14 protein-coding genes are annotated in these 15,317 nt (G+C 43.3%); 12 read left to right on the top strand and 2 right to left on the bottom strand.

The features are described from left to right. Positions 1-139: 139 nt before the first annotated feature. Genes D6856_RS06010 through D6856_RS06025 form a run of 4 tightly spaced genes read left to right on the top strand, consistent with a single transcriptional unit; the run spans position 140 to position 4,178 of the window. Entirely contained in the window at positions 140-1,426 is a 1,287-nt protein-coding gene (locus D6856_RS06010; protein ID WP_120686171.1) for a dihydroorotase, read from the top strand. Positions 1,427-1,466: 40 nt separating this feature from the next. Beyond that, the gene (locus D6856_RS06015; protein ID WP_120686172.1) at positions 1,467-2,459 is read left to right on the top strand and encodes a hypothetical protein; all 993 of its coding nucleotides are present in this window, start codon (positions 1,467-1,469) and stop codon (positions 2,457-2,459) included. A gap of 36 nt (positions 2,460-2,495) precedes the next feature. Then, positions 2,496-3,275 (top strand): dihydroorotate dehydrogenase electron transfer subunit, encoded by a 780-nt coding sequence (locus D6856_RS06020; protein WP_120686173.1) that lies wholly within the window; start codon positions 2,496-2,498, stop codon positions 3,273-3,275. A 3-nt stretch (positions 3,276-3,278) separates the two neighbouring features. Next, positions 3,279-4,178 carry a dihydroorotate dehydrogenase gene (locus tag D6856_RS06025; protein ID WP_120686174.1) on the top strand — a complete coding sequence of 300 codons (900 nt, stop codon included), beginning with the start codon at positions 3,279-3,281 and terminating at the stop codon, positions 4,176-4,178. A gap of 79 nt (positions 4,179-4,257) precedes the next feature. Here D6856_RS06025 and D6856_RS06030 read toward each other — a convergent pair whose 3' ends face one another. Continuing rightward, positions 4,258-4,878 carry a hypothetical protein gene (locus D6856_RS06030; RefSeq protein ID WP_092246165.1) on the bottom strand — a complete coding sequence of 207 codons (621 nt, stop codon included), beginning with the start codon at positions 4,876-4,878 and terminating at the stop codon, positions 4,258-4,260. Positions 4,879-5,088: 210 nt separating this feature from the next. Between D6856_RS06030 and ispE the strand changes: the two genes are divergently transcribed. The 3 genes from ispE (at position 5,089) to D6856_RS06045 (ending at position 7,571) form a co-directional block, all read left to right on the top strand. After that, entirely contained in the window at positions 5,089-5,964 is an 876-nt protein-coding gene (ispE, locus tag D6856_RS06035) for a 4-(cytidine 5'-diphospho)-2-C-methyl-D-erythritol kinase (protein ID WP_120686175.1), read from the top strand. Between the two features lie 42 nt (positions 5,965-6,006). Continuing rightward, entirely contained in the window at positions 6,007-6,447 is a 441-nt protein-coding gene (locus D6856_RS06040; RefSeq protein ID WP_120686176.1) for a DUF1934 domain-containing protein, read from the top strand. 92 nt (positions 6,448-6,539) lie between these two features. Further along, positions 6,540-7,571, top strand: a complete 1,032-nt coding sequence (locus D6856_RS06045) for a hypothetical protein (protein WP_120686177.1) — start codon at positions 6,540-6,542, stop codon at positions 7,569-7,571. Positions 7,572-7,618: 47 nt separating this feature from the next. Here the strand turns inward: D6856_RS06045 and D6856_RS06050 are convergent, their stop codons facing one another. Further along, positions 7,619-8,092 (bottom strand): hypothetical protein, encoded by a 474-nt coding sequence (locus tag D6856_RS06050; protein WP_120686178.1) that lies wholly within the window; start codon positions 8,090-8,092, stop codon positions 7,619-7,621. A gap of 149 nt (positions 8,093-8,241) precedes the next feature. On the opposite strand from D6856_RS06050, the gene tig reads away from it, so the two are divergent. From tig to D6856_RS06075, 5 genes are all read left to right on the top strand, one after another. Continuing rightward, entirely contained in the window at positions 8,242-9,453 is a 1,212-nt protein-coding gene (gene tig / locus D6856_RS06055) for a trigger factor (protein WP_158588846.1), read from the top strand. Positions 9,454-9,472: 19 nt separating this feature from the next. Next, positions 9,473-10,864, top strand: coding sequence for an asparagine--tRNA ligase (gene asnS, locus D6856_RS06060; RefSeq protein ID WP_092246148.1), 1,392 nt, complete (start codon positions 9,473-9,475; stop codon positions 10,862-10,864). An 88-nt stretch (positions 10,865-10,952) separates the two neighbouring features. After that, complete coding sequence (locus D6856_RS06065) at positions 10,953-12,269, top strand: C40 family peptidase (protein WP_120686180.1); 1,317 nt, start codon at positions 10,953-10,955, stop codon at positions 12,267-12,269. A 116-nt stretch (positions 12,270-12,385) separates the two neighbouring features. Continuing rightward, positions 12,386-13,936 (top strand): glutamine-hydrolyzing GMP synthase, encoded by a 1,551-nt coding sequence (gene guaA / locus D6856_RS06070; protein ID WP_120686181.1) that lies wholly within the window; start codon positions 12,386-12,388, stop codon positions 13,934-13,936. Positions 13,937-14,465: 529 nt separating this feature from the next. Then, positions 14,466-15,266, top strand: coding sequence for a hypothetical protein (locus tag D6856_RS06075; protein ID WP_120686182.1), 801 nt, complete (start codon positions 14,466-14,468; stop codon positions 15,264-15,266). Positions 15,267-15,317 lie beyond the last annotated feature (51 nt).

Consider the following 15,317-nt stretch of genomic DNA (forward strand, 5'->3'; position numbering starts at 1 on the left):
TTCCTGATATTATTTTCCAAAAGCTATTTTACCACATATTTTAATGCCATTATCTATTAAATTGTCGTATAATGGGGCAGGAGAAAAAATTGATGGTTTTTATAATATAAACGGCGAAAATAAAAAATGGAGAGGGCGCATGTTAATTATTAAAAACGGATTTCTGATCGACCCCGCTTCTGATCTTCAGGGGGTAAAAGACATTGTTATCGACAATGGCATGATAACAACCATAGCGGAGCGCGGAAGCGAGCACGTGGAAGATCTTGAGAATGATAAGAGAAACGAAGTGATCGATGCTTCGGGCCTTATTGTTACTGCGGGACTTGTGGATGCACACGTTCATTTCAGAGATCCCGGTGCTACTTACAAAGAAGACATATACACTGGAGCGGAAGCTGCCAAGAAGGGCGGCTTTACGACGGTTGTCATGATGGGAAACACAAATCCGCACATGGACACCCCCGACACTCTTAAATACGCTCTCGACAAGGGAAAAGAGACAGGAATAAACGTTTATACTTGCGGAAACGTAACAGTGGGAATGGAAGGAAAAGAGCTCACCGATTTTAAGAAGCTTATAGAAGCGGGAGCAGTTCTTTTTACTGATGACGGTAAACCCATAACCGATGCAAAGCTGATGGAGAAAGCTTGTGAAAAGGCGGCAAGATACGATAAGGTTATAAGCCTTCACGAAGAAGATCCCGCTTATATTTCCGATAACGGAGTAAACGCGGGAATGGTTGCGAAGAAGCTTGGGATCAAGGGATCGCCGCGCGATGCGGAGATTGCCATGGTAAAAAGAGATATCGAGATAGCCGAGAGGACGGGAGCCAAGATCACGGTTCAGCACATAAGTGCCGCGGAATCCGTCGAGCTTATCAGACAGGCAAAAAAGAGAGGCGTAAACGTATATGCGGAAGCAACGCCGCATCACTTTACACTTACGGAAGAAGCGGTTCTTGAGCACGGAACTCTCGCAAAGATGAATCCGCCGCTACGACTTGAGAGAGACAGGCTAGCTATAATTGAAGGGCTTAAGGACGGAACGATAGAGACTATCGCAACAGATCATGCCCCTCATTCCAAGGAAGAAAAAGAAAGACCGATAACTGCCGCACCCAGCGGAATAACGGGACTTGAGACCTCTTTTTCACTTGGAATAAGAGAGATAGTAAACAAGGGATATATGAGTCTTACGGGACTATTAAAGAGGATGACGATCAATCCCGCCAAGATATACGGGCTCGACGCCGGAGAAGTTAAAGAAGGCGGAAGAGCCGATCTCATACTTTTTTCCAAGGATGAGATGTGGGTGTTTGATAAGAGTGTTTCCAAAGCGTCCAACACACCGTTTCTCGGAGAGACGCTTCCCGGAAAGATCTACTATACAATATGTGCGGGGAAAGTAGTTTATAAGGCGTAAAGCGCTTTATATAACAAAGATGCTAAAAAGGAGAGAAAAGATGAAGAGAAAATTAGTGGCAGCAATTATGTTATGCGTAGTTTTGTCAGGATGCCAGTCAGGACTGTCATCAATTGATGAAAAGACGGATTCAGGCGTGTCTGTGGATAGCGAAGAGTCGAACATCGACGTTGATAGCAGTGATGTCGGCAGTGAGAATGCTGCGCCCGAAGATACAGCCGGAAACAGCGCCGAAGCTTACGATGCATTTATTTCTGAAATTAAGGCAGCAGTAGAAAAGGGCGATGTAAGCGGATTAGACGTTTCTGAAAACACCAAGATCAAGGCCGGAGAAATGGATATGGATACCGATGTAAGATACGGCTATCTTTTGAAGGACCTTGACGGCGACGGTACAGATGAGCTTATTCTCGGATCGACCAGTTACATAGTTGATACCAATCTTCAGGCAAGAGGAAGATACAATTCTCTTATATACGATATTTTTACTATGAAAGATGGCAAGCCCGAGCATGTAGTTAAGTGTGAAGGCTACGATCAGTACTATTTCGGAACAGACGGAACAATCATCAAAGAAGTCGGAGATTCCAATTCAGATACAACGGTGGCTGTTGCTACATTTAATAATTTCAATAAGGACAAGCTTGAGGTCGTAGAAGGAATCAGATATGATCTGGCAGGAGATGATGTAATCTACTATCGTTCTGACAGTGATCCTACAGCAGACAATGCGGAGAAGATCACATACGATAAGTGGAAAGAGATCATAGATAAGCATGGCTATGAGTTCACTGAATTCACACCTTTTGTTGAGCCAGCTGCTCCTACCAAGAAAGCTACCGTATACGTTAGAACGTTTGAGGAAGATTATTTGGACAGCGCGATCCAGTATAAGTGGAGAGAGTACAAAAAATATTATGACGATCACACCGGCTTTGACAATACCGGCAATGATCCTTTAGGTGAGTTTTCAAGTTACGATGAGGAAGCGATTGATGACCTTATAAGTAATGGATTTGTCGAAGAGCAGTAATGCATTTTTGTAATTAAGATATTAAGGAGAAATCTGATGGCTAACAAGATGAAAAAAGAAGCGAAGGTACTTGGCTGCGGGCTTCTTGCCGAAGGCATATACGAGCTGTGGCTTGAGACACCTTTTGCGAAAGACGTTGTTCCGGGGCAGTTTGTGGGAGTATACCCCGTTAATAAGGCAACTCTTTTACCCAGACCGATAAGCGTATGCGAAGTCGATACCGAAAGGTCGGCAATACGACTTGTGTATAGAGTTGTCGGAAGCGGAACGGCGGAATTTTCTCTATATCAGCCGGATGATTTTATTATGATACTTGGACCTCTCGGAAACGGATTTCCTCTTGATAAGGCAAATGGAAAAAATGTTGTTGTCATGGGCGGAGGAATCGGTGTTCCTCCGCTTCTTGAGACGGCCAAGCGCCTTACGGATGCTAAAGTAAGCGCTGTTATGGGATACAGAAACAGCGAGACTTTTCTCTCAGATGAATTTAAAAAGTATTCGGACATGTACATCGCAACTGAAGACGGTAGCGTAGGAACCAAGGGAAATGTCATAGATGCGATCAAAGCAAATGACATCAAGTGCGACGTTATCTTTGCCTGCGGACCTATGCCAATGCTCAGAGCGATCAAGGCATATGCACAGGAAATAGGTGCTAAGGCTTATCTTTCTCTTGAAGAGAGAATGGCATGCGGAGTCGGAGCGTGCCTTGGATGTATTACCAAGACAAAAGAGATAGATGACCACTCGCGCGTTCATAACGCAAGAATATGTACCGACGGTCCCGTATTTGATGCTGACGATTTGGAGATGTGATATATGAATACTAAAGTAGAGATAGCAGGTGTAGAATTTAAAAATCCCGTAATGACAGCTTCCGGAACATTCGGATCCGGAATGGAATATTCGGAGTTTGTAGATCTTAATAAGCTTGGCGCAGTAGTGACCAAGGGTGTTGCCAATGTTCCGTGGCCCGGAAATCCGACACCGAGAGTTGCCGAAGTATACGGCGGAATGCTCAACGCGATCGGCCTTCAGAATCCCGGTATCGACGTGTTCATCGACAGAGATCTGAGCTTTTTGTCCGGATATGACACCAAAGTCATCGTCAACGTATGCGGTAAGTCGGTTGAGGACTATCTTGAGGTTGTTGAAAGACTCGGTGATCAGAAGGTAGACATGCTTGAGATCAACGTTTCATGCCCCAACGTTAAAGAGGGAGCAATCGCATTCGGTCAGAACAAGGATGCTCTTTATGACATCACTAAGAGGATAAAAGAGAAGGCTAAGCAGCCCATTATCATGAAGCTCAGCCCCAATGTAACAAGCATTGCCGAGATGGCAAAAGCCGCAGAGGCAGCAGGCGCCGATGCGATCTCGCTTATAAATACGATCACAGGAATGAAGATTGATATTTATAAGAGACAGTTCGCGCTTGCAAATAAAACCGGCGGAATGTCAGGCCCTGCAATCAAACCCGTTGCCGTAAGAATGGTATATGAGGCGGCTCACGCCGTTAATATTCCTATAATAGGAATGGGCGGAATAGCAAATGCCGAGGATGCCATAGAGTTTATCATGGCGGGAGCTACGGCAATTGCAGTCGGAGCTATGAATTTCCACGATCCGTATACAACTGAAAAGGTTGTCGATGGAATAGAAGAGTACATGAAGAAATGTAATGTACAGGATATAAATGAGATAAGAGGTATTGTTTGATCCTTTATTGAACAACTTATTTTTGTGCAACGTAAAAGGAAGAGTCTTTATAGGCTCTTCCTTTTGTTACTAGCAACGATTATTCTGTCTCTGTTTTTCCGGTAAGCTCGTCAAATCCTTTCATTACTGCATCAAAGGTGCGCTTAGAGATATCGGGAAGCTCGCCTCCCCATGTCTTTTCCGCCTGCGCATAACCCTTTTCAAAAGCAGCTCTCATTTTTTCAAGCTTCTCCGGATCGTCTCCGGCAAGAGTTTTGGCAAAGTCGAGGATACGCTCGGAGGTCTGCTTAACGCCCCAATATCCGTCCTCGGCGATGTCTGCCTCAGCCTGAGCCTTGGTAGCCGCATCCACGGTGAAATCACCTTTTGCAAGGAATTTCCAGATAGAATCCTCATCATTTTCAGAATTAGCAATGCCGTATGCCTTTGCCTGTTTGCCCATCATCTTCTGGACAATATCCAGCAACTGCTGCTGGCGTGCTGCAACATCAGCTTGCATCTGTTTAATGATCTTAGTTCTGTCTGTGTTTTGAGAAGAGGATGCCTGTTTTTCATCAGACTTCTCATACACAGCCGCAGCTTGGGCTTTCTCCTGCACTTCATTGTCTTTCTTTTTCTCCTCGACGGAGGAAGGATTGATCGATGAAGCATAGGTGGTTGCGATGTTGTTAGTAACCTCGGTAACTCCGTTTACGCCCATAGTGAACTCCTTTTCCGCGACAGGATACTAAATACCGCGCTGAAACGAAACTATAGTTTACCTATCTGTCTTATCGGCTATTTTATCAAATAATTTAGGGGTAAAATAATAAAAAATAATAAATTTTTATAAACTTTTTTATCTGATATAATAGCCTTGTCGGGAAGCGAAAAAAGGCTTTTAGACTGCGAAAATACGAGGTAAATAGCGATGAAGACAGAAAGAAAAGCTTATGCAAAAATAAATCTGGGACTGGATGTTGTGGGTACACGTGAAGACGGATACCATATCGTGCGTATGATAATGCAAAACGTTGATATTTATGACACCCTTACTTTTGAAGATAATGAAAGCGGCGAAGTTATTCTTATCGCTCCCGGAAGTAATCTTCCCCTTGGAAAAGATAACCTGATATGCAAGGTTGCTTATCAGCTTAAGGAAAAATATGGGATAAATAAAGGCGTTAACATAGAGCTTATCAAAAGAATTCCCGTAGCAGCGGGAATGGCGGGCGGAAGCACCGACGCAGCAGCGGCATATATTGCTCTTAACGAGCTCTGGGGACTTGGGCTCAGTAATGATGAGCTTTGCGAGCTCGCGGTTAAGCTCGGTGCAGATATTCCCTATTGTATAATCGGAGGAACGGCTCTTGCAGAGGGAATCGGCGAGGAGCTTACTGTGATCAAAGATATGCCAAGCTGTCATATCGTAGTGGCTAAACCTGAGATCGGCGTTTCAACTCCTTGGGTGTATAAGGAGCTTGATAAAAAAGGAATTGATGTTCATCCCGATATAGATGGTGTCAGGAAAGCTATCGAGGACGGAGATGTGCATAAAATTTGTGATCTTATAGGCAACGTGCTTGAGCCTGTAACGGCAGGAGAACATGGAGTTATAGGTAAATTGGAGAAGATCATGGAAGATAACGGCGCGATCAGAGCATTTATGACCGGAAGCGGCCCGACCGTCTTTGGTATTTTTGATGATAAGGAAACAGCGGAAGGTGCTTATAAGGCTGTTGAAAAAAGCGGTCTTGCTCCGCAGCTGTTTGTAACAACACCGATAAATCCCGGGCAGAATAGGTAAAAATGCTCGAGGCTGAATATATAGAAGAATTGGAATGATTTTATGAAGAAAAAAATAGAAGTAAACGTGACCGGTATCCACAACAGACAGGGAGAGCCGGAAGAAAAGATAAATACCGTATCTGAGGGAATATATGAGATTGGCGCCGATGGGGTAAGCGTTATCGAGTATAAAGAAATACAGGAAACAGCCGGACACAGACTCGTGTTCCACAACAAGGCAGTTATTTCCGCTGACAGAAAGACAATGGAAATCCAAAGAGGCGGAGCAATGAGTACAGGCCTTGTATTTAGTGAAGGTAAGGACCACGAGACCGAGTATAACACGCCTTATGGCAAGATGTTTATGAACGTGATCACGAAGAGCCTTGTGTTTGAAGAGGGAGATGTTGGGGAGATTAAGGCTGTCGCCGAGTACGCAATAAAGATGGGGGATGAGATCATTTCGGATTCGGTGATAACCATAGAGACAAAAATAAGATGAATGTAGTGTATGCTATCTCGCATACCACGACGATGCCGATAGCATCATTCATTTTATTATAGATATTTAAGGTTATAGTAGGAGGTAATGGTATGAAGAAAATGGGGAAAAGGCTAATGTCAGTCGCATTGGCACTGATAATGATGGTCGGAATTATGTGGGGGAGACCGCTAAAGGCAGAAGCAAGAGAGCTATTGACCAACAATGTTATTTTTGTTGTAGTCAACGGTGCCTGGAATGATGGAACGACAGAGGATATTATCTATCCGACCCATATGTGGGATGATGAAGATTTTGGGCCGACGCTCTCGACGGATGAGGTTCCGGCAGTAGGATTAAAGCCAAATCCCGGATACAAGGGAGGCGAATGGGATATTGATCCTACATCGCGTATGATTCGTCGAGAATGGACTTTCACATTTACTTATACAGAATGCGAATCAGCAACGATAAATACGGCACCTTCAGCCAAGGAGCTGACATTTACAGGTGCTGCGCAAGAACTTGTAACAGCCGGCGAAGTAACAAACGGTGAGCTTAAGTATGCATTGGGTAGCAGTTCTTCAAGTGAACCTACATCAGGATGGAGCGAGACAGTCCCTTCCGCTACAGATGCAGGTACTTATTACGTTTGGTATCAGGCAACCGGAGACGATACTCATTCAGATACGATGGCTGTTTGCATCGCAGTAAAAATAAAGGCTGAAGAAAAGGAAGAGCCGACGCCGATTGAAGAGATCGTTGATGTCGGTGGTGATGAAGATAATGACGATGACGAAGATAGTGATGACCACGGCCCCAAAGAAGAGGTAACCGTGTCTGTTTCGCCATTCGCCGAGTTTATTACAGAAACTGTTGAGCTTATCAGAAAAGCTCCAAAGAATTCAACGGTTGTGATCAGGACAAGCTCATGGTTATCTTTCAACAGGGTAATAATGGAGGAAATAGCAAAAAGACCCGATGTTACTGTTGAGATTCATTTTTTGGAAAAAGGGCACAAAGGAAAGCGCTATAAAGTAACTATACCCAAGGGGACAGATACTATAGCTCTTTTGGACAAAAAAGGATATACGGGATTTCTTTTCTTAGGGAAAAAATTTGGATTGACATCGGATAATCAGTAAATAAAAATGGGCTTTCGCATTTTATTTAATGCGAAAGCCCTCATTTATTATTTAACCATCTTGGCTCCGGCTTTTTCCTGAGCCTTTGAGATAAGATCCTTGAAGAATCCTTTCTTTTTCTCGGTAACAACGGTTTTGCCGTGAAGACCCTTAACTTCTGTTACGTAGATACCACTTACGGTTGCCTTAACCTCTTTTTTAACGGGAACCGATTCGAAGATCTTCTCGTCGCAGATAAGGCTCATAACTCTGTTGCCGACTCTTACTTTAAGAATGGGAAGCTTAGATCTTCTAAGAAGCTTGGGAGTCTGCTCTACTACAGACTGAGGAAGACCTGCTTCGTTAAGTTTCATTCTCTTTTTATCAATAATAAGCATTGCAACGGTCTGTTTCATGGCATCGAGCTGTACTTGCTGCTCTGCCTGTCTCTTTTCGGCTTTTTTACCTATAATGATAAGCGCAACAACGAGCGCTACTAAAATAACCGCAATTACGATTGTAACGATAAGTGCTGTACTCAATTTTCATTCCTCCAAAACACAAATAATAGCAAGAAGTATTGTAGCATTCTTTGGAGCGTTAGGCAAATAAATACTTTAATCATTTTGCAAGGTGTGGTAGTATAAAAAATATTGTTTTTATGAAATTTGCATTAATTAAGGAGTACATTATGAAAAATAAATTGGCACTCGTTATGATCGGTGTTTTAATGGCAACTTCGTTAACTGCTTGTAAGGGATCAAGCAATAAGGCAGCTGAGGCGGACAGTGCTTCTGCAGCATCAGCTTCATCAGAGGATAATTCTGCTTCTACACTCGCTATTTTCAAAGATGTAGACAAGCTTGAGACAATCAGTCTTAATGATATCAATCCCGAAGATTATGTAGAACTTGGAGAATACAAGGGTATTACCGTTGAACTTGCACCCGCAACCGTTACAGATGAGCAGGTTGAGGAATATATCAAGAATCTTTCAATGAGCTCACCTCTTATGACTGAGATTACAGACAGAGCGGTTGAGAGCGGCGATGTTGTAAATATTGATTTTGAAGGCAAATATGCTGATTCCGGAGAGGGTTTTGATGGCGGAACTGCTCAGGGATACGACCTTGAGATCGGCTCAGGCTCTTTTATCCCCGGATTTGAGGACGGTGTTATCGGAATGGCTCTTGAAGAGAGCAAAGATATCAATCTTAAGTTCCCCGATGATTATGCTGCAGCCAATCTTGCCGGAAAAGATGTAATCTTTACCGTTAAGGTTAATAAGATCTCACAGAAATCAACCGATATCACAGATGAATGGGCTAAGAGCCTTGCCATCACAGATGTTTCGGATCTTGAAGGCCTCAGAAAGAGTGTAAGAGACAATCTTCAGCAGACAGCTGATTCTGATTACGAAACCGAACTTAGAGAACAGCTTATCAACAACTTGGTTGATAACAGCAAGTTCAAGGAAATTCCCGAGAAGCTTTTCAATAGATATCTTATTGAGCAGAGGGATATGGTAAATACATATATGAATTCATACTATATGTATACAGGTCAGAAGACTACCGATGCAGATCTCGTTGCTATTCTTATGCAGAACGAGGGTGTTACGGGAGAGCCTGAAGATTTTATCAAGGATCTGGTTAATAAAAATGCCAATAAGTTTGTTGCTCTTGCAGCCGTAGCCAAAAAAGAGGGCATTGAGATAACAGATGATGCTGTTGAGAAGTACCTCAAGGATATGTATGGCGACGGATCCAATACTGCATTCAGCACATATGAGAGCTTCAGGGAGAAGGTTGATCCCGAGGTTTGCAGAGAAGGACTCATGGCAGAAGAAGTTATGAAGATATTAATGGACAGTGCAAATGTAATTGAGCCTGTTGAGAAATGATTTGATTAGGGAGGATGCTATGGAACTTACAGATATCAGAGCATTATTTGAAGAACAGGATAAATACGCAGGACAGAAGGTTACAGTAGGTGGTTGGATCAGAAGCATTCGTGATTCCAAGGCTATAGGATTTATTGTTCTTAACGACGGAACATATTTTAAGCCCCTGCAGATTGTATATTCTGATTCACTTTCCAACTTTGCTGAGATCAGCAAGTTGAATGTAGGAGCAGCGGTTATCGCAACAGGAACAATTGTTGCCACTCCCGGAGCAAAGCAGCCTTTCGAGATGCAGGCAGAAACAGTTGAGATCGAGGGAGCTTCTACTTCAGATTATCCTCTTCAGAAGAAGAGACATACTCTTGAGTTCCTTAGAACAATTCCTCATCTTCGTGCAAGAACCAACACTTTTGAGGCAGTGTTCAAGGTTCGTTCAGTTGCCGCATATGCAATTCACTCTTTCTTCCAGGAGAGAAACTTTGTATATGTTCATACTCCCCTTATCACAGGAAGTGACTGTGAAGGTGCAGGCGAAATGTTCCAGGTAACAACACTTGACCTTAACAATGTTCCTAAGACTGAGGACGGCGGAGTTGATTTCTCCAAGGACTTCTTTGGAAAGCCCGTTAACCTTACAGTAAGCGGACAGCTCAACGTTGAGACTTATGCTTTTGCATTTAAGAACGTTTATACATTCGGACCTACATTCCGTGCAGAGAACTCCAACACAACAAGACATGCAGCTGAGTTCTGGATGATCGAGCCTGAGATGTGTTTTGCAGATCTTAAGGATGACTGCGACACAGCTGAAGCTATGCTTAAGTATGTTATCAATTATGTTCTTGAGCATTGTCCTGAGGAGATGGCGTTCTTCAACGAATTTATCGACAAGGGTCTCATCGACAGACTTAACAACGTAGTAAATAACGAATTCGGACGTATCACATATACTGAGGCAATTGATATCCTTTCCAAGAACAATGATAAGTTCGACTACAAGGTATCTTGGGGCTGCGATCTTCAGACCGAGCACGAGAGATTCCTTACAGAGGAAGTATTCAAAAAGCCTGTATTCGTAACTGATTATCCCAAGGAGATCAAGGCGTTCTACATGAAGCTCAACGAAGACGGCAAGACTGTTGCAGCAGCCGATTGTCTTGTCCCCGGAATCGGAGAGATTATTGGCGGAAGCCAGAGAGAAGATAATCTTGAGATTCTTGAAAAGCGCATGGATGAGCTTGGAATGAAGAAGGATGATTATCAGTTCTATCTTGACCTCAGAAGATACGGAAGCGTTCGTCATGCAGGATTCGGTCTTGGATTTGAGCGTTGCGTAATGTACCTCACAGGTATGGGCAACATCAGAGACGTTGAATCTTTCCCCAGAACTGTGGGTAATTGCGACCTGTAATTGACGGATTAGCGAAATTTCTTTTGCCGCGTCAACATGTTATTATAGATATATAGAGTTTTGAATAATAAAGGACAAGGAGGATGAAATGAAAAAAAGAAATACTTTTTCTGCAATAATTCTTTCCTTAGTCCTTAGTATGCTGGTGGTGACCCCTGTCCGGGCTACCACCAGTTCTGATTTACAGGAAAAACAGGACAAGCTTGAAAAGGAAGAGCAGGAGCTCAAGAACAAGAAGAAAGAACTTGAGAAGCAGAAAAAAGAGAGCCAGAAGGGCCTCGACAATGCCAACAGCAAGATCGGTTCAATCTCGGAGGCGCAAGGTGAGACGCAGGAAGCTATTGACGAAACCAACTCTGAGATAGTTGCCATCATGGCCGATATCGAGATGATAAAAGAGGATATTGCCAAGAAGCAGGCTGAGATTGATGTAAAACAAAAAGAGTATGAGGATGCCAAGCAGAAAGAAGAGACTCTTTATCAGGCGATGGTTCAGAGAATCAAGTTTATGTACGAGAAAGGAAACTTATCGTATGTACAGATTCTTTTGACTGCTACAAGTTACGCGGATGCGCTTAATAAAGCACAGTATGTTGAAGAGCTTTATGAGTATGACAGAAATAAGCTGCTTGAATATGTAGAAGCAAAGGAAACGGCCAAGGCTATTAAGGAGCAGCTTGAGGTTGAGAAGGGCGAACTTGAAACTTCGCAGTTTGAGCTTGAAGAAGAGCAGGCATATATGGAAGAGCTTCTTGCGAAGTACAAGGCTACTTATGCGGACTATGAGGTTAAGCTTGCCAAGGCTAAGCAGGATGCTGCGGTTTATACGGCGCAGATCAAGAGCCAGCAGTCGGGAATGGCAAGCCTTCAGAAACAGATAGAGGCCAAGCAGAAAGAGGTTGATGAGGCCAGAAAAGCCACGCAGGCAGCTCGTGACGCCGAAGAAGCGGAGAGGAACAGTTATGCTTCAAGCGACTCAGGCGGCTCGGGATCCGGCGGATCAAGCGGCTCTGGAGGCTCGAAATCATCCGGCGGATCTAAGAGCTATGCTCCCGCGGGAAGTGCGTCAGGTTCCAACGTAGCCAATTATGCTTGCCAGTTCGTAGGTAATCCTTATGTTCCCGGAGGAACAAGTCTTACTGACGGAGCTGACTGTTCAGGATTTGTATATTCTGTTTACAAGGCATTTGGAATCTCTGTTCCGAGAACATCATGGGAGCAGGGAGCTTACGGAAGAGAAGTTTCATATTCCGAAGCACAGCCCGGAGATGTTATTTACTACGGTGGACACGTCGGAATATATATAGGCGGCGGACAGATAGTACATGCAAGTACGCAGAAGACGGGAATCAAGTACAGCTCTGCGATGTACAGATCGATCATTTGTGTAAGAAGATATCTGTAAGGTTATGCGAGATATCTTTTGGCAAGATATCTGTATAATATGTTGTTTGGAATTATACAGTAGTGTATAATCGTACAGAATTAATATATAGACGAATAGTTTTTCGGGAGGAATCAATGACTGCAGAAGAAAAGGTTATAGTTCTTGATTTCGGCGGACAGTACAATCAGCTGGTTGCTCGTCGTGTCAGAGAATGCAATGTCTATTGCGAGATCTATTCATATCGCACACCGATCGAGCAGATCAAGGCAATGGCACCCAAGGGGATCATCTTAACGGGAGGCCCCAATTCATGTTATGAAGAGGGCGCGCCCACATACACCAAGGAGCTTTTTGAACTTGGTATTCCCGTGCTTGGTCTTTGTTACGGTGCACAGCTTATGATGCACGTACTTGGCGGAAAGGTTGAGAAGGCGCCGGTAAGAGAATACGGTAAGACACAGACATTTATCGACGGCTCCAAGGACAAGTTATTTGCAGGTGTTGAAGATGACACCATCGTATGGATGAGTCATTTTGATTACATCAGCAAGGTTGCTCCCGGATTTGATATCATAGCTCACACCGCGGACTGCCCTGTTGCTGCTGCAGCTTGTGAAGATAAAAAGCTGTATGCAATCCAGTTCCATCCCGAAGTATTACATACAGTAAGAGGAAAAGAAATTCTCCATAACTTCGTAAGAGGCATCTGCCAGACTGCAGGTACATGGAGAATGGATTCCTTCGTTGAGAACACTATTAAAGAAATCAAGGCAAAAGTCGGAGACGGCAAGGTTTTACTTGCTCTCTCAGGTGGTGTTGATTCATCGGTTCTTGCCGCTTTACTTGCTAAGGCGATCGGTAAGCAGCTCACATGCGTATTTGTAGATCACGGACTTCTTCGTAAGAACGAAGGCGACGAGGTTGAAGGCGTATTCGGCGAGAAAGGCAACTTTGATATTAACTTTATCCGCGTAAATGCGGCTGAGAGATATTATGCTAAGCTTGCGGGAGCAGAAGAACCCGAGCGCAAGCGTAAGATCATCGGAGAAGAGTTTATCCGTGTATTTGAGGAAGAGGCCAAGAAGATCGGCGCAGTTGACTTCCTAGCACAGGGAACAATATATCCCGACGTTGTAGAGTCCGGACTTGGCGGCGAGTCAGCAGTAATCAAGTCACATCACAACGTTGGAGGACTTCCTGATTTTGTTGATTTCAAGGAGATCATCGAACCCCTCAAGACATTGTTCAAGGACGAGGTTCGTAAGGCAGGACTTGAACTCGGACTTCCCGAGTATCTTGTATTCCGTCAGCCCTTCCCCGGCCCCGGACTTGGAATCCGTATCATCGGAGAAGTTACAGCCGAGAAGGTCAGAATCGTTCAGGATGCTGATTTCATCTACAGAGAAGAGATTGCTGCAGCAGGACTTTCCAAGCTCCCTGATCAGTATTTTGCAGCACTATCAAATATGCGCTCCGTCGGAGTTATGGGTGACGAGCGTACCTATGACTACGCAATTGTTCTCCGCGCAGTAGAGACAGTAGACTTCATGACCGCCGAGGCATCAGAGCTTCCTTTTGATGTCCTCCAGAAAGTCATGAGCAGGATCATAAATGAGGTTAAAGGCGTTAACCGCGTAATGTATGACCTCACATCCAAGCCGCCGGGAACGGTAGAGATGGAATGATTAACGAGTGTTATTGTATTAGGCCCTGGAAGCGCATATACGCGACTTCTAGGGCTCTGTTGTTATACTGGCTGAATTCGTCAGAGTCTAATCCTTAAGGCATAACCGTATGGAAATCCATACGGTTAGAAATCTCTTTACTTTTTTTCTGTGTTGTTATATATTGTCACTTGTATTTCAAGATAGTTCTTTTCAAAGTTTGTTTTGAAATGGCTGTTCATTCTGGGACAGCTTGGTAAATCCCAAAATAATAGATAAAGAAGGGGCAAAAGACGGCTTACGTGAGCAGTGGCTTTTTTGAACTACTATTCGCGTAGTGACATGCATGATGTTTATGGCATCTACGTGAGATGTTGCTCTTGATTCTTGTGGTCCACGTAGAAATGAGTAGATATCTGGAAAATTTACGTGAGAAAGGGCTGGTTAACAAAGCGTATCACGTAGAATGCCTGAATATCAGTGCAGCACTACGTGATAATAGTCAAAAGATAAAGTAGAGTCACGTAGATCTGAAAAAAGGAGTTTGTTGATGCAGGATTACAAGGAAAAATTGGAAAAACAAATACAGGAGATAGATGCTCTAATAACCCAAATTGATAAGAAGGCTATAAGGGTAAAAAGCTTGAGCAATTGTGGTATTGCAATAAGTAAGAGCAACGGGAAAGACCAGTATTACTGGGTAGACAAGCTCGCACAAAAGCGGAAGTATGCGAGAATCGAAGAAATGGACAAGCTGAAGAAGGTGGCACAGCGAGATTATGAAATGCTACTTAAAAAGAAACTAGTAAAAATCAGAAATAATATTTGGGAGTTTTTAAAGCTCTATGATATAAAGTCACTTGAAAATGTGTATATGGGCATGGCAGATGCAAGGAAAAAGCTTGTTACACCAATCATTGAACCTCTGGAAATATATGTTGAGAATTGGAAAAAAGAAATCTACGAGCCTATGGGAATTAATGAAAGTGTTACAGAGTTTTTTTCAAACAATGGAATAAGGGTAAGATCAAAATCTGAGCTGATAATAGCCAATATGCTGGAACAAAGTGGCATTCCATACAGATATGAATACCCACTTGCACTTAAGGGCATGGGAGCAGTAAGACCAGATTTTACATGCCTTAATATCAGAACTAGAAAGGAATATATCTGGGAACATTTTGGAATGATGGATAACATAGCTTATGCAAACAAGAATATAGTTAAGATAGAGACATATGAGCAAAGTGGATATTTTCTAGGGAAAAATATGATCATGACATTTGAGACTTCTCAACATGCCATCAGTTCTAATATAATAAAGGCTATGATTAAAGAATATCTAGTTTAGCAGGTTATGGCGCAATTCAACTTGAGGGATAAATGTCCATATAAAATGCCG

It is taken from the genome of Butyrivibrio sp. XB500-5 (genome assembly GCF_003625505.1).
Taxonomy (GTDB): Bacteria; Bacillota; Clostridia; order Lachnospirales; family Lachnospiraceae; genus Butyrivibrio.